Annotated in this window: 15 protein-coding genes; 1 reads left to right on the top strand and 14 read right to left on the bottom strand. The window is 71.8% G+C overall.

The features are described 5' to 3' along the window. Positions 1–203: 203 nt before the first annotated feature. The 3 genes from E1258_RS20645 to E1258_RS20635 form a co-directional block, all read right to left on the bottom strand. The gene (locus E1258_RS20645; RefSeq protein WP_132403820.1) at positions 204–587 is read right to left on the bottom strand and encodes an ACT domain-containing protein; all 384 of its coding nucleotides are present in this window, start codon (positions 585–587) and stop codon (positions 204–206) included. A gap of 114 nt (positions 588–701) precedes the next feature. Then, a complete protein-coding gene (locus tag E1258_RS20640) occupies positions 702–1157 on the bottom strand; it encodes a hypothetical protein (RefSeq protein ID WP_132403817.1) in 456 nt (151 codons plus the stop codon). 168 nt (positions 1158–1325) lie between these two features. Next, positions 1326–2066 carry a hypothetical protein gene (locus E1258_RS20635; RefSeq protein ID WP_132403814.1) on the bottom strand — a complete coding sequence of 247 codons (741 nt, stop codon included), beginning with the start codon at positions 2064–2066 and terminating at the stop codon, positions 1326–1328. Positions 2067–2230: 164 nt separating this feature from the next. Between E1258_RS20635 and E1258_RS20630 the strand changes: the two genes are divergently transcribed. Then, complete coding sequence (locus E1258_RS20630) at positions 2231–3427, top strand: arginine deiminase (protein WP_132403812.1); 1197 nt, start codon at positions 2231–2233, stop codon at positions 3425–3427. Between the two features lie 91 nt (positions 3428–3518). Here E1258_RS20630 and E1258_RS20625 read toward each other — a convergent pair whose 3' ends face one another. The 11 genes from E1258_RS20625 to E1258_RS20575 form a co-directional block, all read right to left on the bottom strand. Further along, complete coding sequence (locus tag E1258_RS20625) at positions 3519–4403, bottom strand: DUF5926 family protein (protein WP_132403809.1); 885 nt, start codon at positions 4401–4403, stop codon at positions 3519–3521. Positions 4404–4546: 143 nt separating this feature from the next. Further along, positions 4547–4963 (bottom strand): ATP-binding protein, encoded by a 417-nt coding sequence (locus E1258_RS20620; protein WP_243715590.1) that lies wholly within the window; start codon positions 4961–4963, stop codon positions 4547–4549. 97 nt (positions 4964–5060) lie between these two features. Beyond that, on the bottom strand, positions 5061–6512 hold the full coding sequence (locus tag E1258_RS20615; RefSeq protein ID WP_132403803.1) for an ATP-binding protein: 1452 nt from the start codon (positions 6510–6512) through the stop codon (positions 5061–5063). A 256-nt stretch (positions 6513–6768) separates the two neighbouring features. Continuing rightward, positions 6769–7560, bottom strand: a complete 792-nt coding sequence (locus E1258_RS20610; RefSeq protein ID WP_132403800.1) for a glycerophosphodiester phosphodiesterase family protein — start codon at positions 7558–7560, stop codon at positions 6769–6771. 11 nt (positions 7561–7571) lie between these two features. Further along, on the bottom strand, positions 7572–7907 hold the full coding sequence (locus tag E1258_RS20605; protein WP_132403797.1) for a rhodanese-like domain-containing protein: 336 nt from the start codon (positions 7905–7907) through the stop codon (positions 7572–7574). Positions 7908–7985: 78 nt separating this feature from the next. Next, on the bottom strand, positions 7986–8906 hold the full coding sequence (locus tag E1258_RS20600; protein ID WP_371688648.1) for an LCP family protein: 921 nt from the start codon (positions 8904–8906) through the stop codon (positions 7986–7988). Positions 8907–9125: 219 nt separating this feature from the next. Beyond that, entirely contained in the window at positions 9126–10349 is a 1224-nt protein-coding gene (locus E1258_RS20595) for an LCP family protein (RefSeq protein WP_132403794.1), read from the bottom strand. 230 nt (positions 10350–10579) lie between these two features. Beyond that, on the bottom strand, positions 10580–11818 hold the full coding sequence (locus tag E1258_RS20590; protein WP_007073728.1) for an LCP family protein: 1239 nt from the start codon (positions 11816–11818) through the stop codon (positions 10580–10582). A gap of 78 nt (positions 11819–11896) precedes the next feature. Next, positions 11897–12874, bottom strand: coding sequence for an NAD-dependent epimerase/dehydratase family protein (locus E1258_RS20585; RefSeq protein WP_132403791.1), 978 nt, complete (start codon positions 12872–12874; stop codon positions 11897–11899). 114 nt (positions 12875–12988) lie between these two features. Then, a complete protein-coding gene (locus E1258_RS20580; protein ID WP_007073726.1) occupies positions 12989–14662 on the bottom strand; it encodes a cation acetate symporter in 1674 nt (557 codons plus the stop codon). Next, positions 14640–15038, bottom strand: coding sequence for a DUF485 domain-containing protein (locus E1258_RS20575; protein WP_243715589.1), 399 nt, complete (start codon positions 15036–15038; stop codon positions 14640–14642). Before E1258_RS20575 ends, E1258_RS20580 begins: the two co-directional genes overlap by 23 nt. Positions 15039–15194 lie beyond the last annotated feature (156 nt).

Here is a 15194-nt window from a genome sequence, read left to right as displayed (position 1 = left end):
GAGCTCCGGCGGCGCGCCGCAGCCGGCGAGCGTGACGGCGAGGCACGCCACGGCGAGCCGCGCGGTCGCGCGGGACACCGGTCGGTGCGGTGCGGATGGCGGCACGAACCGATCCTTGCATCGGAGAACGTCGTTGCGGCCGGGATGGCTGAGCCCATCGTAGGAGCCGGCGGCGCGAGCGTGAAGGCCGACCGGGCGGGCCGTCAGTCGAGTATGCGGTGACCCGCCCGGCGCAGCGCGGCGGCCGCCTCGCCCAGCCGCACCGTTGGCACCAGCACGTGGTCGGCGTCGTACGTGGAGAACGCGACCGGGTCGACCCGCGCCTCGGTCAACGGGCCGACCAGCGCGGCGAGGGTGCCGGTCACCGCTTGGCCGAGCGGGCCGACGATCCGCAGGCACCGCCAGTCGGTCTCCACCTCGGCGGGCGCGCGGGGGGCCGGGCAGATCACGGAGACTCCGTCGGCGGCCCAGCTCACGCTGACGACCTCGGCGTCGCCCAGTTCGCCCCACAAAGCGGGCCCGAGTGCGGTACCGGCGGCCAGCCGGCACACCGCGTACTCCCCCGGCAACAGAGCGACATCGACCATGAGGGCACCCTAAGCCCTGGCGGGTGCCTGCCACAGCTCTCCGGTGGTGCGGCGGGCAGCCCATCCGCCCAGGTAGGCGCGGAGTGCCGGATGCAGACCTCGGGGAAGCCGGATTCAGACCTCGGAGAAGAAGGTGAGGGAGCCGGCGACTTCGCCGTCGGTCAGCACCGGCGTCGAGATGGCGTCGACGGTCGGATCCGTCCGGCCCGCCGCGGCCTGCACCCGCAGCAGCCCCCGGGCGAGGCGCCCGGAGTGCAGGGCGAGCAGCGGCGGAATCTTGTCGGTCTCCTGCTCGGTCAGCTCGCCCCGGTGCGCGGTGAAGTCGAGCAGCCGCAGGCAGCCGTCCAGCAGCGGCAGGCCGATCACGTCCTCCGGGCAGCCCAGGCAGAGCAGCTCGCAGCCGGCCACCGACACCGCGACGACCCGGGTGTCGACGTCGATCAGGAGGCAGGGCTCGGCGGCCCGGGCCACGGTCGCGGACCACTGCCCGAAGTTGTCGGACTCCTGCTCCGGTGGTGTGCGGGCGGTGGGCGCGAACACTTCTGTGAGCGAGAGTTCGACGTGGGCCACCGCGCCTCCAATGTACATCGACGGTCTGTCCACGCTAACCGGTCGGCGTGGTCACCGCCGACCGCGCTCGGGCCGCCGGTGATCAGTTGCCCTGACCCGGGCGGTCGGCGATGGCCGGCCGGTGGTTGCTCCGGGTGTGGACCGGACCGCGTGGCGTCGCCGGAGACGTTACCGGCGGTTGGCCGGCTTGTCAGCCGCCGTTCGGCCGTCGTCGTACCACCGGTAGTCGCCTGCTGGACGGTACGTGCCGTTCATCCAGGTCCCCGGGTGCTGCGCCACGCGGGCGAGCTTTTCGGCGGTGGCCGGGGTGATCCGGTTGCCCCCGGCTATGAGCAGGCGGTCCAGCTCGCGGTGGGTGGCCATGAGGCAGTCCTTCGGCAGGCCGTACACGCTGATGACGCCGGACCCGACGAAGGTCAGCACCGGCGTCACCGGGATGGGCAGCCCCACCGCCTGGGAGAGCACCTTGCTCGCCCGCTTGGCGTCCCGGCGTGCTTCAACCACGTACGGCGGTCGCTTGCCGTTGATCTGCACCACGTCCCCCGCCACCAGCACCCGGGCGCGCCCGTGGTCGGCGATGGTCACCGCGAACAGGCCGCCCGGCCCGATCGCGAGGAACCCGGCCCGGTCGTCCTGGGACGGGTCGAGCAAAAGGTCCGTGGTGTCCGTGCGGGGCCACTCGATGACGTGCCACGCCGGCCCCAGATGGTCGAGCCGGCCCAGGGCGCGAGCCCCGGCCGCCTCCAACCGGCGGGCCCCCCGCTCGGCGCGTCGACGCCGAGCCCACTCCAGGGGGCTCGGGCGGACCGGGTCGAGCACCCCGGGGGCTTCCGCCCTGGGGTGTGGCACCGCGACGGGCGGCAGTGCCCGTGCGGTGGGTGCGGCTCGACGTGCGGGAAAGACAGTCATCGCGACCTCCGGCAAAAGGTCCCTCGAAGTTATGTCCTCACTACCCTACGTTGCCATACCGGGTACCCGGCAAGTCGGAGCGCCGGAGTGAGTGTGGATGAATGCCATATTCATCCACAGACGTTTTACCGGATGCCGCCAAACCGTGCCCTACCCTGGGCCGAGTGACCCACTACGTGGACAGTGAAGTCGGCCGCCTCGGCACCGTGCTGCTGCACCGGCCGGGCCCAGAACTGGCCCGACTGACTCCCCGGAACAACGACTCGTTGCTGTTCGACGCTATCCCATGGGTCGGACGGGCGCAGGAGGAGCACGACGCGTTCGCCGCCGAGCTGCGCGCCCGAGGGGTGGAGGTGCTCTACCTCGCCACCCTCCTCGCCGAGACCCTCGCCGTCGCCGAGGCCCGCGCCGAGATGACCGAGCAGGTGCTCGGCTCGCCCCGGCTCGGCGACACCCTGCGCCGCCGGGTGGCTGACCACCTCGCCTACCTCGACCCCGCCGCCCTCGCCGACGTGCTCATCGCCGGGCTCGCCCACGAGGAACTGCGGCTCAGCAGGGAACGGCCGGGCGGGCTCGTCTACGCCCTGATGGACCGGCACGACTTCGTCATCGACCCCCTGCCCAACCTGCTGTTCACCCGCGACTCGTCACTGTGGGTCGGCGACCGGGTCGGGGTGACCAGCCTGGCCATGCCCGCCCGCCGAAGAGAGACGAGCATCACCGACGCGATCTACCGGCACCACCCGCGCTTCGTCGGCACGGAGTTCGTCTACCACCCCGGGTTGGAGCACCTGGAGGGCGGCGACGTGCTGCTGCTGGCCCCGGGCGTGCTAGCGGTCGGGGTGGGCGAGCGGACCACCCCGGCCGGCGCGGAACGGCTTGCCCGGCAGGTCTTCGCCGCCGGGCTGGCGCACACCATCCTGGTGGTCCCGATCGCCCAGGAGCGCGCCACCATGCACCTGGACACCATCTGCACGATGGTCGACGTCGACGCCGTGCTGATGTACGCGAACGTGGCGAGCACCCTCGTCGCGTACACCGTGGTCGCCGGCCCGGACGGCGAGCCGCAGGTGGACGGCCCCGCGCCGTTCCTGCGGGCCGCCGCCGACGCGATGGACATCGACCAGCTCCGGGTGATCGACACCGGCCTCGACCCGGTCACCGCCGAGCGGGAGCAGTGGGACGACGGCAACAACACCCTCGCGATCGCCCCCCGGCTCTGCGTCGGCTACGAACGCAACACCGGGACCAACGCCCAGCTCGAACGGGCCGGCATCGAGGTGATCCCGATCGCCGGGTCCGAGCTGGGCTCTGGCCGGGGCGGCCCGAGGTGCATGTCCTGCCCCCTGGTCCGGGGGTAAGGAGGGGCCCCTTGTTGACGCATGACGTTGCACAGGGGTCCTTCCTAACAGCCAGCTATCGAGAAGGCACAGCTGCCGACGGCGGCGCGGCTCAGCGCAGGGTGAGCTGCCGGCCGAGCAGGCCGTGCCGGGCGCGGCGGCCCGCCGCGTCCAGCGGCTCCTTCTCCGCCAGGGCCTCGGCGTAGCGCTCGGCGAACTCCCGCACCGGCTCCTCCCACTCGGCCGCCGGGACGTTCTCGGGCAGGTCCCAGACCGGCACGAGGCGGCCGTGCGCGCGGAACATGCCGGCGAACTTGGTGCTCCCGCCGAGGGGCAGCGTGCCGGCGGTGCTCATCCGGGCCAGCGCGTCCAGTGCGGCGTCCTCGTCCTCCGGGAGCACCCAGCGGACGTGCGCCTTCTCCGGCACCTGGCACCAGTACGCGGCCTGCGCCGCAGCCAGCCGCACGGTCGGGTAGATTGCCGCGTTGGCCCGCTCCAGCGACGCCTGGACGGTCGGGTCGTCGGCCGCTCCCGGGTCGAGCCAGAACTCGAAGCCCTCGTGCATGCTGATCTCCAGCGGCCCGTCGACCAGGATGTCCTGGAGCCGGGGGCCGGGGCCGGGCAGCGGCGGCACCGTGACCGTCTTGCCCGGCTCGGTACGCAGCGCGCACAGCAGCGCCTCGGCCAGGTCCCGGGAGACGTCACCGGACTGCTGGTGGCGCTGGAGCCCGACGAGGACCCGACCGTCCGCCTTGGTTATCACCGGCGCCGCCATCGGCAGCACGGTGGCCAGGGTGACCGGGCGGTCGCCGTGCTCCTCGACCAGTTCGGGGACGAGCCGCAGCGGCGCGGACGCGGCCGGGACCAGCTCGCGCAGGGCGATCCATTCCGGCTCGTCGGTCAGCCCCTCGAACGGTCGGGGCACGAAGACGTCCCGCACCTTCTCCCGCTTGGGGGTGACGTCGGCGGCCCGCTGGATCTTTCTACGCTTGCTCACGGCGAGACAGCCTAGAGCCCGCAGCCGGACCGGGTGGGGAGGACCCGCCCCGCACGGACGGCCCAGACCGCCCCGAACGGCCGCCTCGGAGCCCGGCTCGGCCCAGCCGGCGACGGTGGCAACCTCGGAGAACCCGGCGCGGTTCAGCCGGCGACGACGAAATCGGTGTGGGGCGTGGCGGCGGGGTCGAACTCGGCCCACACGCTCTGCCCGAGGCCGTCCCGGTCGACGCCCCATCGGCTGGCCAGGCCGGAGACGATGTGCAGGCCACGGCCGTCGACCGCGTCGGGGCTGGCGGCCCGGACCAGCGGCCCCACGGCGGCCCCGCCGTCGGTGACCCGGAGACGGACGAACTGCCCGTCGGGGGTCTGGCGCAGCCGCCAGGCCACCCGGACGACCCCGCCGGGGAGCGCGTCGGCGTGCCGGACGGCGTTGCCGACCAACTCGGCCAGGACGGCCACCAGGTCGGTCAGGAACGTCGGCGGCACGACGCCGGCGAGCTCGTCGGCCAGCCGGTGCCGGGCCAGGCGCGCGCCGGTCGGGTCGTGCGGCACCACCACGCACCACGATCGCTCGACCGGCCCTGTCGCCACCGCCGCTCCCTCTCGCCTCGCTGCGTCCGGCCCTGCTAGTCCCCCGCCGCCCTGGCGGCCAGGCTCACCCGCATGGCAGCCGGACCTCTGCGACGGTACCGCCACCTTCCCTCGGCCGGAGGGATACCCATCCATTCTGCTGTTCAACGATCCGGCGGACGAGATAGAGGCCGAGCCCCGCGCCCGGGTACCCCCGCCGGTCGCCGGTCTCGCCCTGCCAGAACCGGTCGAACGCCCGCTCGACATGCTCCGGCCGGATGCCGATGCCCCGGTCGCTGACCCGGAACGACACGGTCCGCTTGTCGCCGTCGGCGGTGATCTCGATCGGGGCGTCGGGCGGGGAGTACTTGTCGGCGTTGGTCCCCAGCTCGGTGAGCACCGTCGTCAGCGACTGCCGGCTGCCGAGCGCCCTGGGCAGGCCGGCTGGCACGTTGAGGACGACCCGGCGGCGCAGGTCGGTGGGCAGGTCGGCGACGGCCGACCGGAGTGCGTCGCCGAGGTCGAACGGGACGGGCGGCTCACTGGGCCGGCCCTCGGTGGCCGAGGTGAGCAGCCGGTCGACCAGCCGGGCCAGTTCGTTGGCCCGCTGCCCGATGACGCGGGCGGCCTGCCGCCGGTCGGCGTCGGTCAGGGAGTCCCAGTGCTCGGTGAGGGTGTCCACGTACCCCTTGATGACGGTGACCGGGGTACGTAGCCCGTGGCTGGTCACCGCGACGAAGAGGTCGCGGTCCTGGTCGCGGAGCTGATGCACGGTGATGTCCCGGAAGGTGACGACGCGCAGCGCCCCCGGGCCGGGCAGCTCCCCCGAGGTGATCTTCAGCCAGCGGCCGTCGGGCAGCCGGTGGTCGAGGACCTGCCCGGACGGGGGGAGCGGGAACGGCAGCGGATGGTTCAGCGTCTCCGTGACCGACCGGCCGGTCACCTCGGCGGCGGCCGGGTTCCAGAGCCGGACGTGCCCGTCCCGGTCGACCACGGCGAGCCCGTCGGCCAGCGCCGCGACCACCGGGCCGTCGCCGTGCACCGGCAGGCCGCGCTGGTCGCTGTACATGTGGGCGATGCAGGAGGCGATGTACGCCATCACCTCGTGCTGCCCGGAGGCCCTCGAGTCGTCGTCCGGGTAGAAGGCGTGCAGGCTGCCGACGGTCAGCCCGCCGATCTCGGCCCGGGCGGCCACCATTCGGCCCAGCCCCCGGTCGACCAGCTCGGCGCCGATCGGGCCCGGGATGCGGTCCACCCGGATGTCGCGGATCTTCGGGCCGGAGAGCAGGCAGACGGTGGCCGGGTCGGTGGGCGACACGGGCCGGCCGATGGTCCAATCGGCGTCCCCGGTCGCGGCGATCACCCGGCCGCCGGTGGGCGCGAACTCCACGAACGCGGTGCTGGTCGCCCCGATGGCGGACTCGACCACCTGGAGCAGCCGGGCGAGTACGGGCAGACCGGCTTCACCAGAGTTGATCATCTCGATAACCCTGCCATGGCCGGCTATCAGGGCGGTGAGGTCGGTGCGCTCCGGCATGTCCCGAGTGTGCCGCGCCGACCCGCTCCCCGACACCCCCGCGCGGTCGGCCGCGGCACCCACGCCGCCCGGCGGCCCCGCACGGTCGGCCTCCCGGCCCGGGCCGGGCGCGTCACCCGGTGAACCCGCCCGGCCGGGCGGCCGGATCGACAGTCGCCCCGGCCGGACCAGCCAGCGGACGACGCCGCCCCGCCGGCTCACGGACCCCACCGCGGGAGGACATCGCCGCGCCGGCGGACAGTTCCGCTCGGCGCGTTCATCGGCCCAGCCGGGCCAGCGCGTGCGCCGGCCGGTCGGTGATGATTCCGTCCACCCCGGCGTCGAGCACCAGGTCCAGCTCGGCGGGCTCGTTGACGGTCCAGACGTACACCTGGTGGCCGGCGGCCCGCAGCGCGGGCACCAGGCGCGGGCGGGCCCGGACCAGCTCGACTCCCGGCCCGGCGATGCGGGTGCCGAACGGTAGCCGGCCGAGCCGCAGCCAGCGCGGCAGCACCTCCAGAAGGAGCACCGTGGGCAGGCCGGGGGCGAGGTCGTGGACGCGGCGGACGGCCAGCGGCGAGAAGGACATCACGGTGACCCGGACCGGGGCGTCCGCGCGCGGCTCGGCCAGGCCGTAGCGGCGCAGCAGGGCCACCAGGCGGCGCTCCACGTGCCCGCCGTACCGCGAGGGGTGCTTCGTCTCGATCAGCAGCCGCACCGGGCGGCCGGCGGCCAGTACGGCGTCGAGTAGCCGCTCCAGGGTGAGCAACCGGGTGTGCGACTCGTCGGGCGGCTCGTCGGCGTCGGGCGGCACGCAGCCCGGGTGCCAGGAACCGAAGTCCAACGCCTCCAGCTCCGCAAGCGTGCGGACGCTGACCAGGCCGGTGCCGTTGCTGGTCCGGTCCAGCCGCCGGTCGTGGACGCAGACCAGGTGCCCGTCCCGGGTCAGCCGGACGTCGCACTCCAGTCCGTCGGCGCCCTCGTCGAGGGCCCGCAGGTACGCGGCGAGGGTGTGCTCCGGCAGGTCGGCCGAGGAGCCGCGGTGCGCGAAGACCAGGGGATCACCCATGCCCGTCGCTCTCAGATGACCTGGCCCGGCCTGCCGTCCCCGTCCACGACGGGTCGCCCGACGGCCGCCCACTGGCGCATCCCGCCGTCGGCGTTGCGTACCTGGTCCCACCCGTTGTTCAGCAGGTATGCCACCACCTGCGCGGAGCGTCCGCCGGAGCGGCAGATGACCGCGACGTCCCGGTCGGTGGGCACCTCGGCCATCCGGGCGGGCAGCTCCATCATCGGCAGGTGGTGGGCACCGGGGGCGTGCCCGGCAGCCCACTCGTCGTCCTCCCGGACGTCGAGCAGGTAGATGTCGTCGGCGATCTTGGTCACGGGCACGGTGGGAACCTGGGGTCCGAACACGGTCACCAAGCCTAGAGCCTCGCCCGCCCGGCCGGTCAGGGGCGTGCAGATCCGGGCTGATCGGGTGGAATCGGCAGGTCAGAGACGAGTGATCCAGCGCGGGTTGGCCTGGGCCCAGGCGGGCATCCGGGCGCTCCGGACCGCCGCGAAGAGAGCGGTCCCCCCGCCGTCCAGCACGACGTACGAGATGCTGTCGATGGTCTGCGGGCGGGAGGGGACCTGTACGCCCGTCAGCGCGTCCGGGGGGAGGTCCCGGAGGGTGAGCAGCAGCTCCTCCAGGGGCACCCCGTTGGTGTCGACGGTCAGCGACGCGCCGACCGCCCGGATGAGCCGGTCGAGCCGCACCGGGTCGCGGCGCAGGTTCGTCTCGCCGGCCCGGTCCAGCATCGCCCGCAGGAGCTGCTGCTGGTGGCGCTGCCGGTCGTAGTCGCCGCCGGGCAGGTCGTAGCGCTGGCGGACGTAGTCCAGCACCCGCGCGCCGTCCATCTCCTGGCAGCCGGGGCTGAACAGCGTCCCGGTGTGGATCGAGCGCACCTTGGTGTCGACGCACATGCGGACCCCGCCGAGCAGGTCGATCACCTGCCGCAGCCCGGCGAAGTCGATCAGGGCGGCCCCGTCGAAGCGCAGGTCGGTGAGCCGGGTGAGGGTGGCCGAGAGGAGCTGGACGCCGGACTCGCCGCCGCCGCCGTGCTCGTACGCCGCGTTGATCTTGTCGCTGCCGCCGCCGTAGCCGTTCGGCCCGGGCGGGATGTTGACCAGCAGGTCGCGGGGAAACGAAACCACGTATGCCCGTTTCGTGTCGGCCGGCACGTGTACCACCAGGATGGCGTCCGAGCGCTGGTCGTCGCCGGCCGCGCCGGGTCGCCGGTCCGAGCCGACGAGGAGGTAGTTGAGCTCGCCGTCGAGATCCGTCCGGTCGCGCCGGGCGTCCGCGTCGAGCAGTTGCTCCCGGGCCACCGTGCGCTCGTAGCGGTGGCCGAGCGCCTTGAGCCCGACCACCGCGCCAGCGGCCAGCAGCGCTAGGGCCAGGCCGAGCCCGAGCAGGATCCGGCTCCATCGGGGTGCGCGCCGACGGGCCGGCTCGCGCCGCCCCCGTCCGGTTCCCCCTGACCTGGCCGTGACGCCCCCTGCCGCCGTAGTGAGATCTACTCACAACAGGCTACGGGGGCGATGGGGTCGCGGGGCGACTTTTCCCAGGTCAGTGGCCGGGTCGGCCGGCTACTTGCGAGTCGACAGCACGCCCGGGTTGGCGTACACGAACTCGGCGAGCTTGTCGTTCTTGATCGCCTGGAACATCTCCATGGTCTGCGGGCTCAGCGACTCCTTGGTCCCCTCGGCGTTCGCGTGGAACGTGCCGCCGTTGGTCCGCAGCATGGTCAGGTCGTTCCCGGTGACCCCGCGCATCGTGTAGATGAAGTCGACGATCGGCACCCCGCCGGTGTCCAGCACGAACGCCTTGCCGGCCGCCTTGATCAGCCCGTTGAGCTTCACCGGGTTGGTCAGCGTGCCGTTCTCGGTCGCCTTCTTCGCCATCGCCTTGATGAGCTGCTGCTGGTTTTGCTGCCGATCGTAGTCGCTGTTCGGCAGGCCGTAGCGCTGCCGGGCGTAGTCGAGAGCAGCCCAGCCCTTCATCTCCCGGCAGCCCTTCTTGTGCACCACCGGAGTCATCGGCTTGCCGGTCTTCTTCGCGTCGGCGTTCCACATCGGTTTGCCGTCGACGTACGACATGTGGTGCGACTTGACCTGGTGGCTCACGCAGATCCGTACGGTGCCGAGGGCGTCGATGACGCCCTTGAATCCGCCAAAGTTGATGATGGCTGCGCCGTCGAAGCTGATCCCCGTCATCTTCTTGATCGTCTGCGCCATCAACTGCGCGCCGCCCTCCCAGCCGCCGCCGTTGCGGGCACCCGCCTGGAACGCCGCGTTGATCTTGTCGGACCCGCCGCCGTAGCCGCTCTTCTTGAACGCCGGGATCTGCGCCTCGGTGTCGCGCGGGATGGAGATCAGGTACGCCTGGTCGTGCGAGGCGGGAATGTGCAGCACGATGATGGTGTCCGCCCGGACGTCGTCGGCGGCCCAGCGCTCGCGGGCGTCCACGCCCAGCAGCAGCATGTCGATGGGGCCGTCCAGGCTCGCGCCGCCCTCGGCGTCGGACTTGCCGGCGTCGCCGAGCAGGTTGCGCTGGGCGATGCTGCCGGTGGCCTGGCTGATGAGTGCCTTGCTGCCCACGATGGCGACCCCGCTGGTCATCATCAGCATCGCGCCGAAAACGATGGTGAGGCGGGCCCACAGCGGGTCCCTGCGGCGCTTGCGTTCGCGGGCGGGTGGATCGACGGGGGGTCGACCGCCGCTGCGGGGCTGCGACGGGATGGCCGACGGAACCCGTGCGACCGCGCCGACGGGCTCCTGCGACGGAGGGCGACGGCTGGTATGAACCGGCATGCGTGCTCCAGCTCGCGTGATCGGGGGGCGGGACCACTGTACGTACCGCTTCCCGTCAAGGCGAGTTCGTCGTACGGCTATTCGCAGTTATCCTGATGGTTGCCTGCGGAATTAGCCCGAACGGCCAACTGAAAGCAGCCGGTCGGCGGAAGGGTACCCGGTGGAACGGGGTCCGGTCGACGACCGACGCTGACGTATGTCGAAGTAACGACCGTTCGAATGGCCCTCCGTTACCCGGAGGTTCCCGCCGGCGGGTTGGCCTTCACCCACGCGGCCATCGTGTCCGCCGACATGGCCTGGTACATGGCCAGGGCCTTCTCCCGGTCCGAAACCACCACCGACTCGCCGTTGATCGTGTCGCTGCCCGAGTTCGGGCTGGTGACGAAGATCAGGTTCTCCCCCCGCAGGCTGCGGAACTGTAGCGCCATGTCGACCAGCGAGAAGCTCTGGTCCACGGTGACCGCGTCCGTCACCGACTGGAGGAACGCGTTGAGCTTCTTCGGGTTGGTCAGCGTGCCCGTGCTGGCCGCCTTGTCCATCAGTGCCTTGAGGAACTCCTGCTGGTGGCGCATTCGCGCGAAGTCGCCGTCCGGGAACTGCTTGCGCTGCCGGATCCAGTCCAGCGCCTCGGTGCCGTTCATGTGCATGGTGCCCTTGGTGAACTTGCGGAACGGCTTGTGGATCGAGGTGATCGACCGCTCCACCTTCAGGTCCACCCCGCCGAGCGCGTCGGTGACCTGCTTGAACCCGGCGAAGTCGATCGCCATCACGTTGTCGATGCGTACGTCGGTGAAGCACTCCACCGTCTTCACCGCGAGGGGCAGGCCGCCGAACGCGAACGCGGCGTTGATCTTCGCCCGCTGGCCCGATCCGCAGTCGGCCTGGGCGTTCTGCGGGATCGGCACGTACAGGTCGCGGGGGATGGAGACGAGGTAGGCGGACTTGTGGTCGGCCGGGATGTGCATGACGATGATCGTGTCGGCCCGCCACTGGCTCTGCTGGTCCACCGGGGCGTCCGGGTCCCGCGAGTCGCTGCCGACCAGCAGGATGTTCAGCGCCCCCTCCACCGCCTTCGCCGGCCGGCCACCGGTCAGCTCCGAGAACGGGTCGGTGCGGGCCAGGTCCTGGTTGAGGTTGCGGGTGTAGAACCACGCCCCGGCCCCACCGAGCAGCGCGAGGACGAGCACCGCCACGCCGGCCACCAGGCCGATCCGGCCCCACCTCGGGCGCGGCCCGCGCCCGCCGGCCCGCCGGGGAGCGCCCGGCCCGCCGGGCCCACCCGGGCCGCTGGGGCCGTCCGACCCGCCGAAACCGCGGCCCGGGGGCCGGTCGTCGTGTGCGGGGTACCACTGGGCCCCGGGTACGCGGGCGCGCCCCGAGCCGCTCTGGCCGGGGCCGGGCACGGGGGCACGCCCGGCGCTGCGACGCAGGTACGGGAGCGGGACGCCGGCGGAAGCGGTCGCTGACATGTACCCGAGGGTACGTAGCCCCGTCGAGGGTCGCCCTCAACCGCAGGTCGGCCGGCGGGCCGCGCCGCGCCGAGCGGGTTACCCTAGCCGCTCGCGGAAGTGCTCGATCGTGCGTCGGAGGCCGTCTTCGGGCGCCACCGAAGGCTCGTATCCGAGCAGTTCACGGGCGAGGGTGAGGTCGGGCCGGCGCATCTCGGGATCATCGGCTGCCCGGGTGACGTACGTCACCTCGGAATCGCTGCCGGAGAGTGACACGATCAACTCGGCCAGTTGCCGCATCGTCAGCTCGTGCTCCGTGCCGCAGTTCACCGGGCCGGTCTCCGTCGAGTCGAGCAGCAGCAGGATGCCGCGCACCAGGTCCTCGACGTAGCAGATCGACCGGGTCTGGTTGCCGGTGCCGTGCACGGTGATGGGCTCGCCGCGCAACGCCTGGGAGATGAACGTCGGGATGGCCCGGCCGTCGTCCGGCCGCATCCGCGGGCCGTACGTGTTGAAGATCCGCACGATCGCGGCGTCCAGCCCCCGGTACCGGCGGTACGCCATCGTGGCCGCCTCGGAGAACCGCTTCGCCTCGTCGTAGACGCTGCGTACGCCGATCGGGTTGACGTTGCCCCAGTACGTCTCGCGCTGTGGGTGCTCCTTCGGGTCCCCGTACGCCTCGGACGTGGAGGCCATCAGGAACCGGGCGCCGTCGGCGACCGCGCGGTCGAGCAGGTGCAGGGTGGCCACCGACCCGACCCGGAGGATCTCCACCGGCAGGGTGGCGAAGTCGGTGGGGCTGGCCGGGGAGGCCATGTGCAGGATCGCGTCGAACCGCTCGGCCAGCGCCGGGTGGTGGGTCGGCAGCCCGTCGGAGACGTCCGCCTCGACCAGCGTGAAGTTCCGCTTGTCGTGCAGGTGGGCGACGTTGTCCTTGGAGCCGGTGACGAAGTTGTCCAGCGCCACCACCGCGCAGCCACGGGCGACGAGGGAGTCGACCAGGTGCGACGGCACGAAGCCGGCGCCGCCGGTGACGAGGACACGGTGACCGGGACCGAAGCGCGGGGCGACCTTCATGCCGACCAGCCTATACAGGCACGAGAGGTAAGGAAGGGCCCCCTGTTAACGCGAAACGTTGTACAGGGGGCCCTTTTTAACAGCTCGGCCGGTGCGGGGCCGAGCGGGACCAGGTCAGTGCGCGCCGGCGCCCGTGAGGGAGCGCACCTCCAGTTCGGCGTATTTCTCCTCGTCGCTCTCCTTGGAGATCATCGTGCCGATCCACCCGCACAGGAACCCGAACGGGATGGAGAGGATGCCCGGGTTGGACAGCGGGAACCATTGCCAGTCGTGGTCCGGGAACATCGACGTCGGTGCCCCGGAGACGACCGGCGAGAAGAACACCAGCAGCACTGCGGAGAGCAGGCCGCCGTAGATCGACCAGACCGCGCCGGAGGTGTTGAACCGCTTCCAGAACAGGCTGTACAGGATCGCCGGCAGGTTGCCCGAGGCGGCCACCGCGAATGCGAGCGCGACCAGGAATGCCACGTTCAGGCTCTGCGCGTAGATCGACAGGGCGATCGAGACCGCGCCGATGACCAGCGCCGAGATGCGGGCCACCCGGACCTCCTGGCGCTCCGACGCCTGCCCGTTCTTGATGACGTTGGCGTAGAAGTCGTGCGCCAGGCTGGACGACGAGGCCAGGGTGAGCCCGGCGACCACCGCCAGGATGGTGGCGAAGGCCACCGCCGCGATGATCGCCAGCATGGTCGCGCCGCCGAGGTCGCCGCCGAGGAATTCGATGCCCAGGGCCTCGGCGAGCTGCGGCGCGGCGGTGTTGCCGGCCTTGTCCTGCGCGGTGATCGCCGGGCCGCCCACCAGGGCCGCCGCGCCGAAGCCGAGGGCCAGGGTGAGCAGATAGAACGAGCCGATGATGCCGATCGCCCAGAGCACGCTCTTACGGGCCGCCTTGGCGGTCGGCACTGTGTAGAAGCGGATCAGGATGTGCGGCAGGCCCGCCGTGCCGAGCACCAGCGCGATGCCGAGCGAGAGCAGATCGACCTTGTTGTAGAACGTCTGCGTCGCGTTCCCGGCCACCTCGACGCCGTAGCGCAGGCCGGGCTCGAGGAAGGCGCTGCCCTTGCCCGAGCTGGCGGCGGCGTCGCCGAGCAGCGACGACAGGTTGAACTTGTACTTCGCCAGCACCAGCAGGGTCATCACCAGCGCGCCGGACATCAGCAGGAACGCCTTGACGATCTGGACGTACGTGGTGCCCTTCATGCCGCCCACGGTGACGTAGACGATCATCAGGGCGCCGACCATGATGATCGTGGCGACCTTCGCGGTGTCGGCGTCCATGCCGAGGAACGTGGTGCCCGGCTTGATGCCCAGCAGCAGCGCCACCAGCGCGCCCGCGCCGACCATCTGGGCCAGCAGGTAGAAGATCGACACGGTGATGGTGGAGACCGCCGCCGCCGTGCGGACCGGCCGCTGGCGCATCCGGAACGCCAGCACGTCTGCCATCGTGTACCGGCCCGAGTTGCGCAGCAGTTCGGCGACGAGCAGCAGCGCCACCAGCCAGGCGACCAGGAAGCCGATCGAGTAGAGGAAGCCGTCGTAGCCGTAGAGGGCGATGATGCCGGCGATGCCGAGGAACGACGCGGCCGACATGTAGTCGCCGCCGATCGCCATACCGTTCTGGAAGCCGGAGAAGGACCGCCCGCCCGCGTAGTAGTCGGTGGCGGTCTTGGTCTGCCGGCTCGCCCAGATGGTGATGGCCAGGGTCACCGCCACGAACGCCAGGAACAGCGTGATGGTGAGGTTGCGGGCGGTGCCGCCGCCTGCCTCAGCCGCGAGGACCGTGTACATGGGTCACCTCCCCCATCTCGGTGCGGATACGGTCGGCGATCGGGTCGATCCTGCGGTCGGCGAACCGGGAGTAGAGCCAGGCGATCAGGAACGTCGAGACGAACTGGAGCAGGCCGAAGATCAGGGCGACGTTGATGTTGCTGCCGAACAGCTTCGTGCCCATGAAGTCCCGCGCGTACGCGGAGAGGATCACGTAGAGCGCGTACCAGAGGAAGAACGCGACGGTCATCGGGAAGATGAAGCCGCGCAGTGCGCGACGCAACCCGGCGAACTCGTCCGACCGCTGCACGGCGAGGTACCGGTCTGCCGTGGACGCGGCCGGAGCCGGCGTCTCCGGTGCGGTCGGTGCGTCCGACGGGGGTGTGTCCGTGGACATCTGTGGATCACCACCTTCACAGGCGTAGGAGTTTCGCGCACGGTAGAAACCGCGCCCCCTGGCCGGGAAGAACGTGGATCGACCACGGTCCCCACCTGCGCCGAGCGGTCGCCTGTCTGCGCTGAGTGACCTAGGTCACTCCGTTCACCGGTAGTG

It is taken from the genome of Micromonospora sp. KC207 (assembly GCF_004348615.1).
GTDB lineage: Bacteria > Actinomycetota > Actinomycetes > Mycobacteriales > Micromonosporaceae > Micromonospora.
Note: the sequence above shows the minus strand (reverse complement) of the source record. Positions and strands in the feature narration are given on the sequence as shown.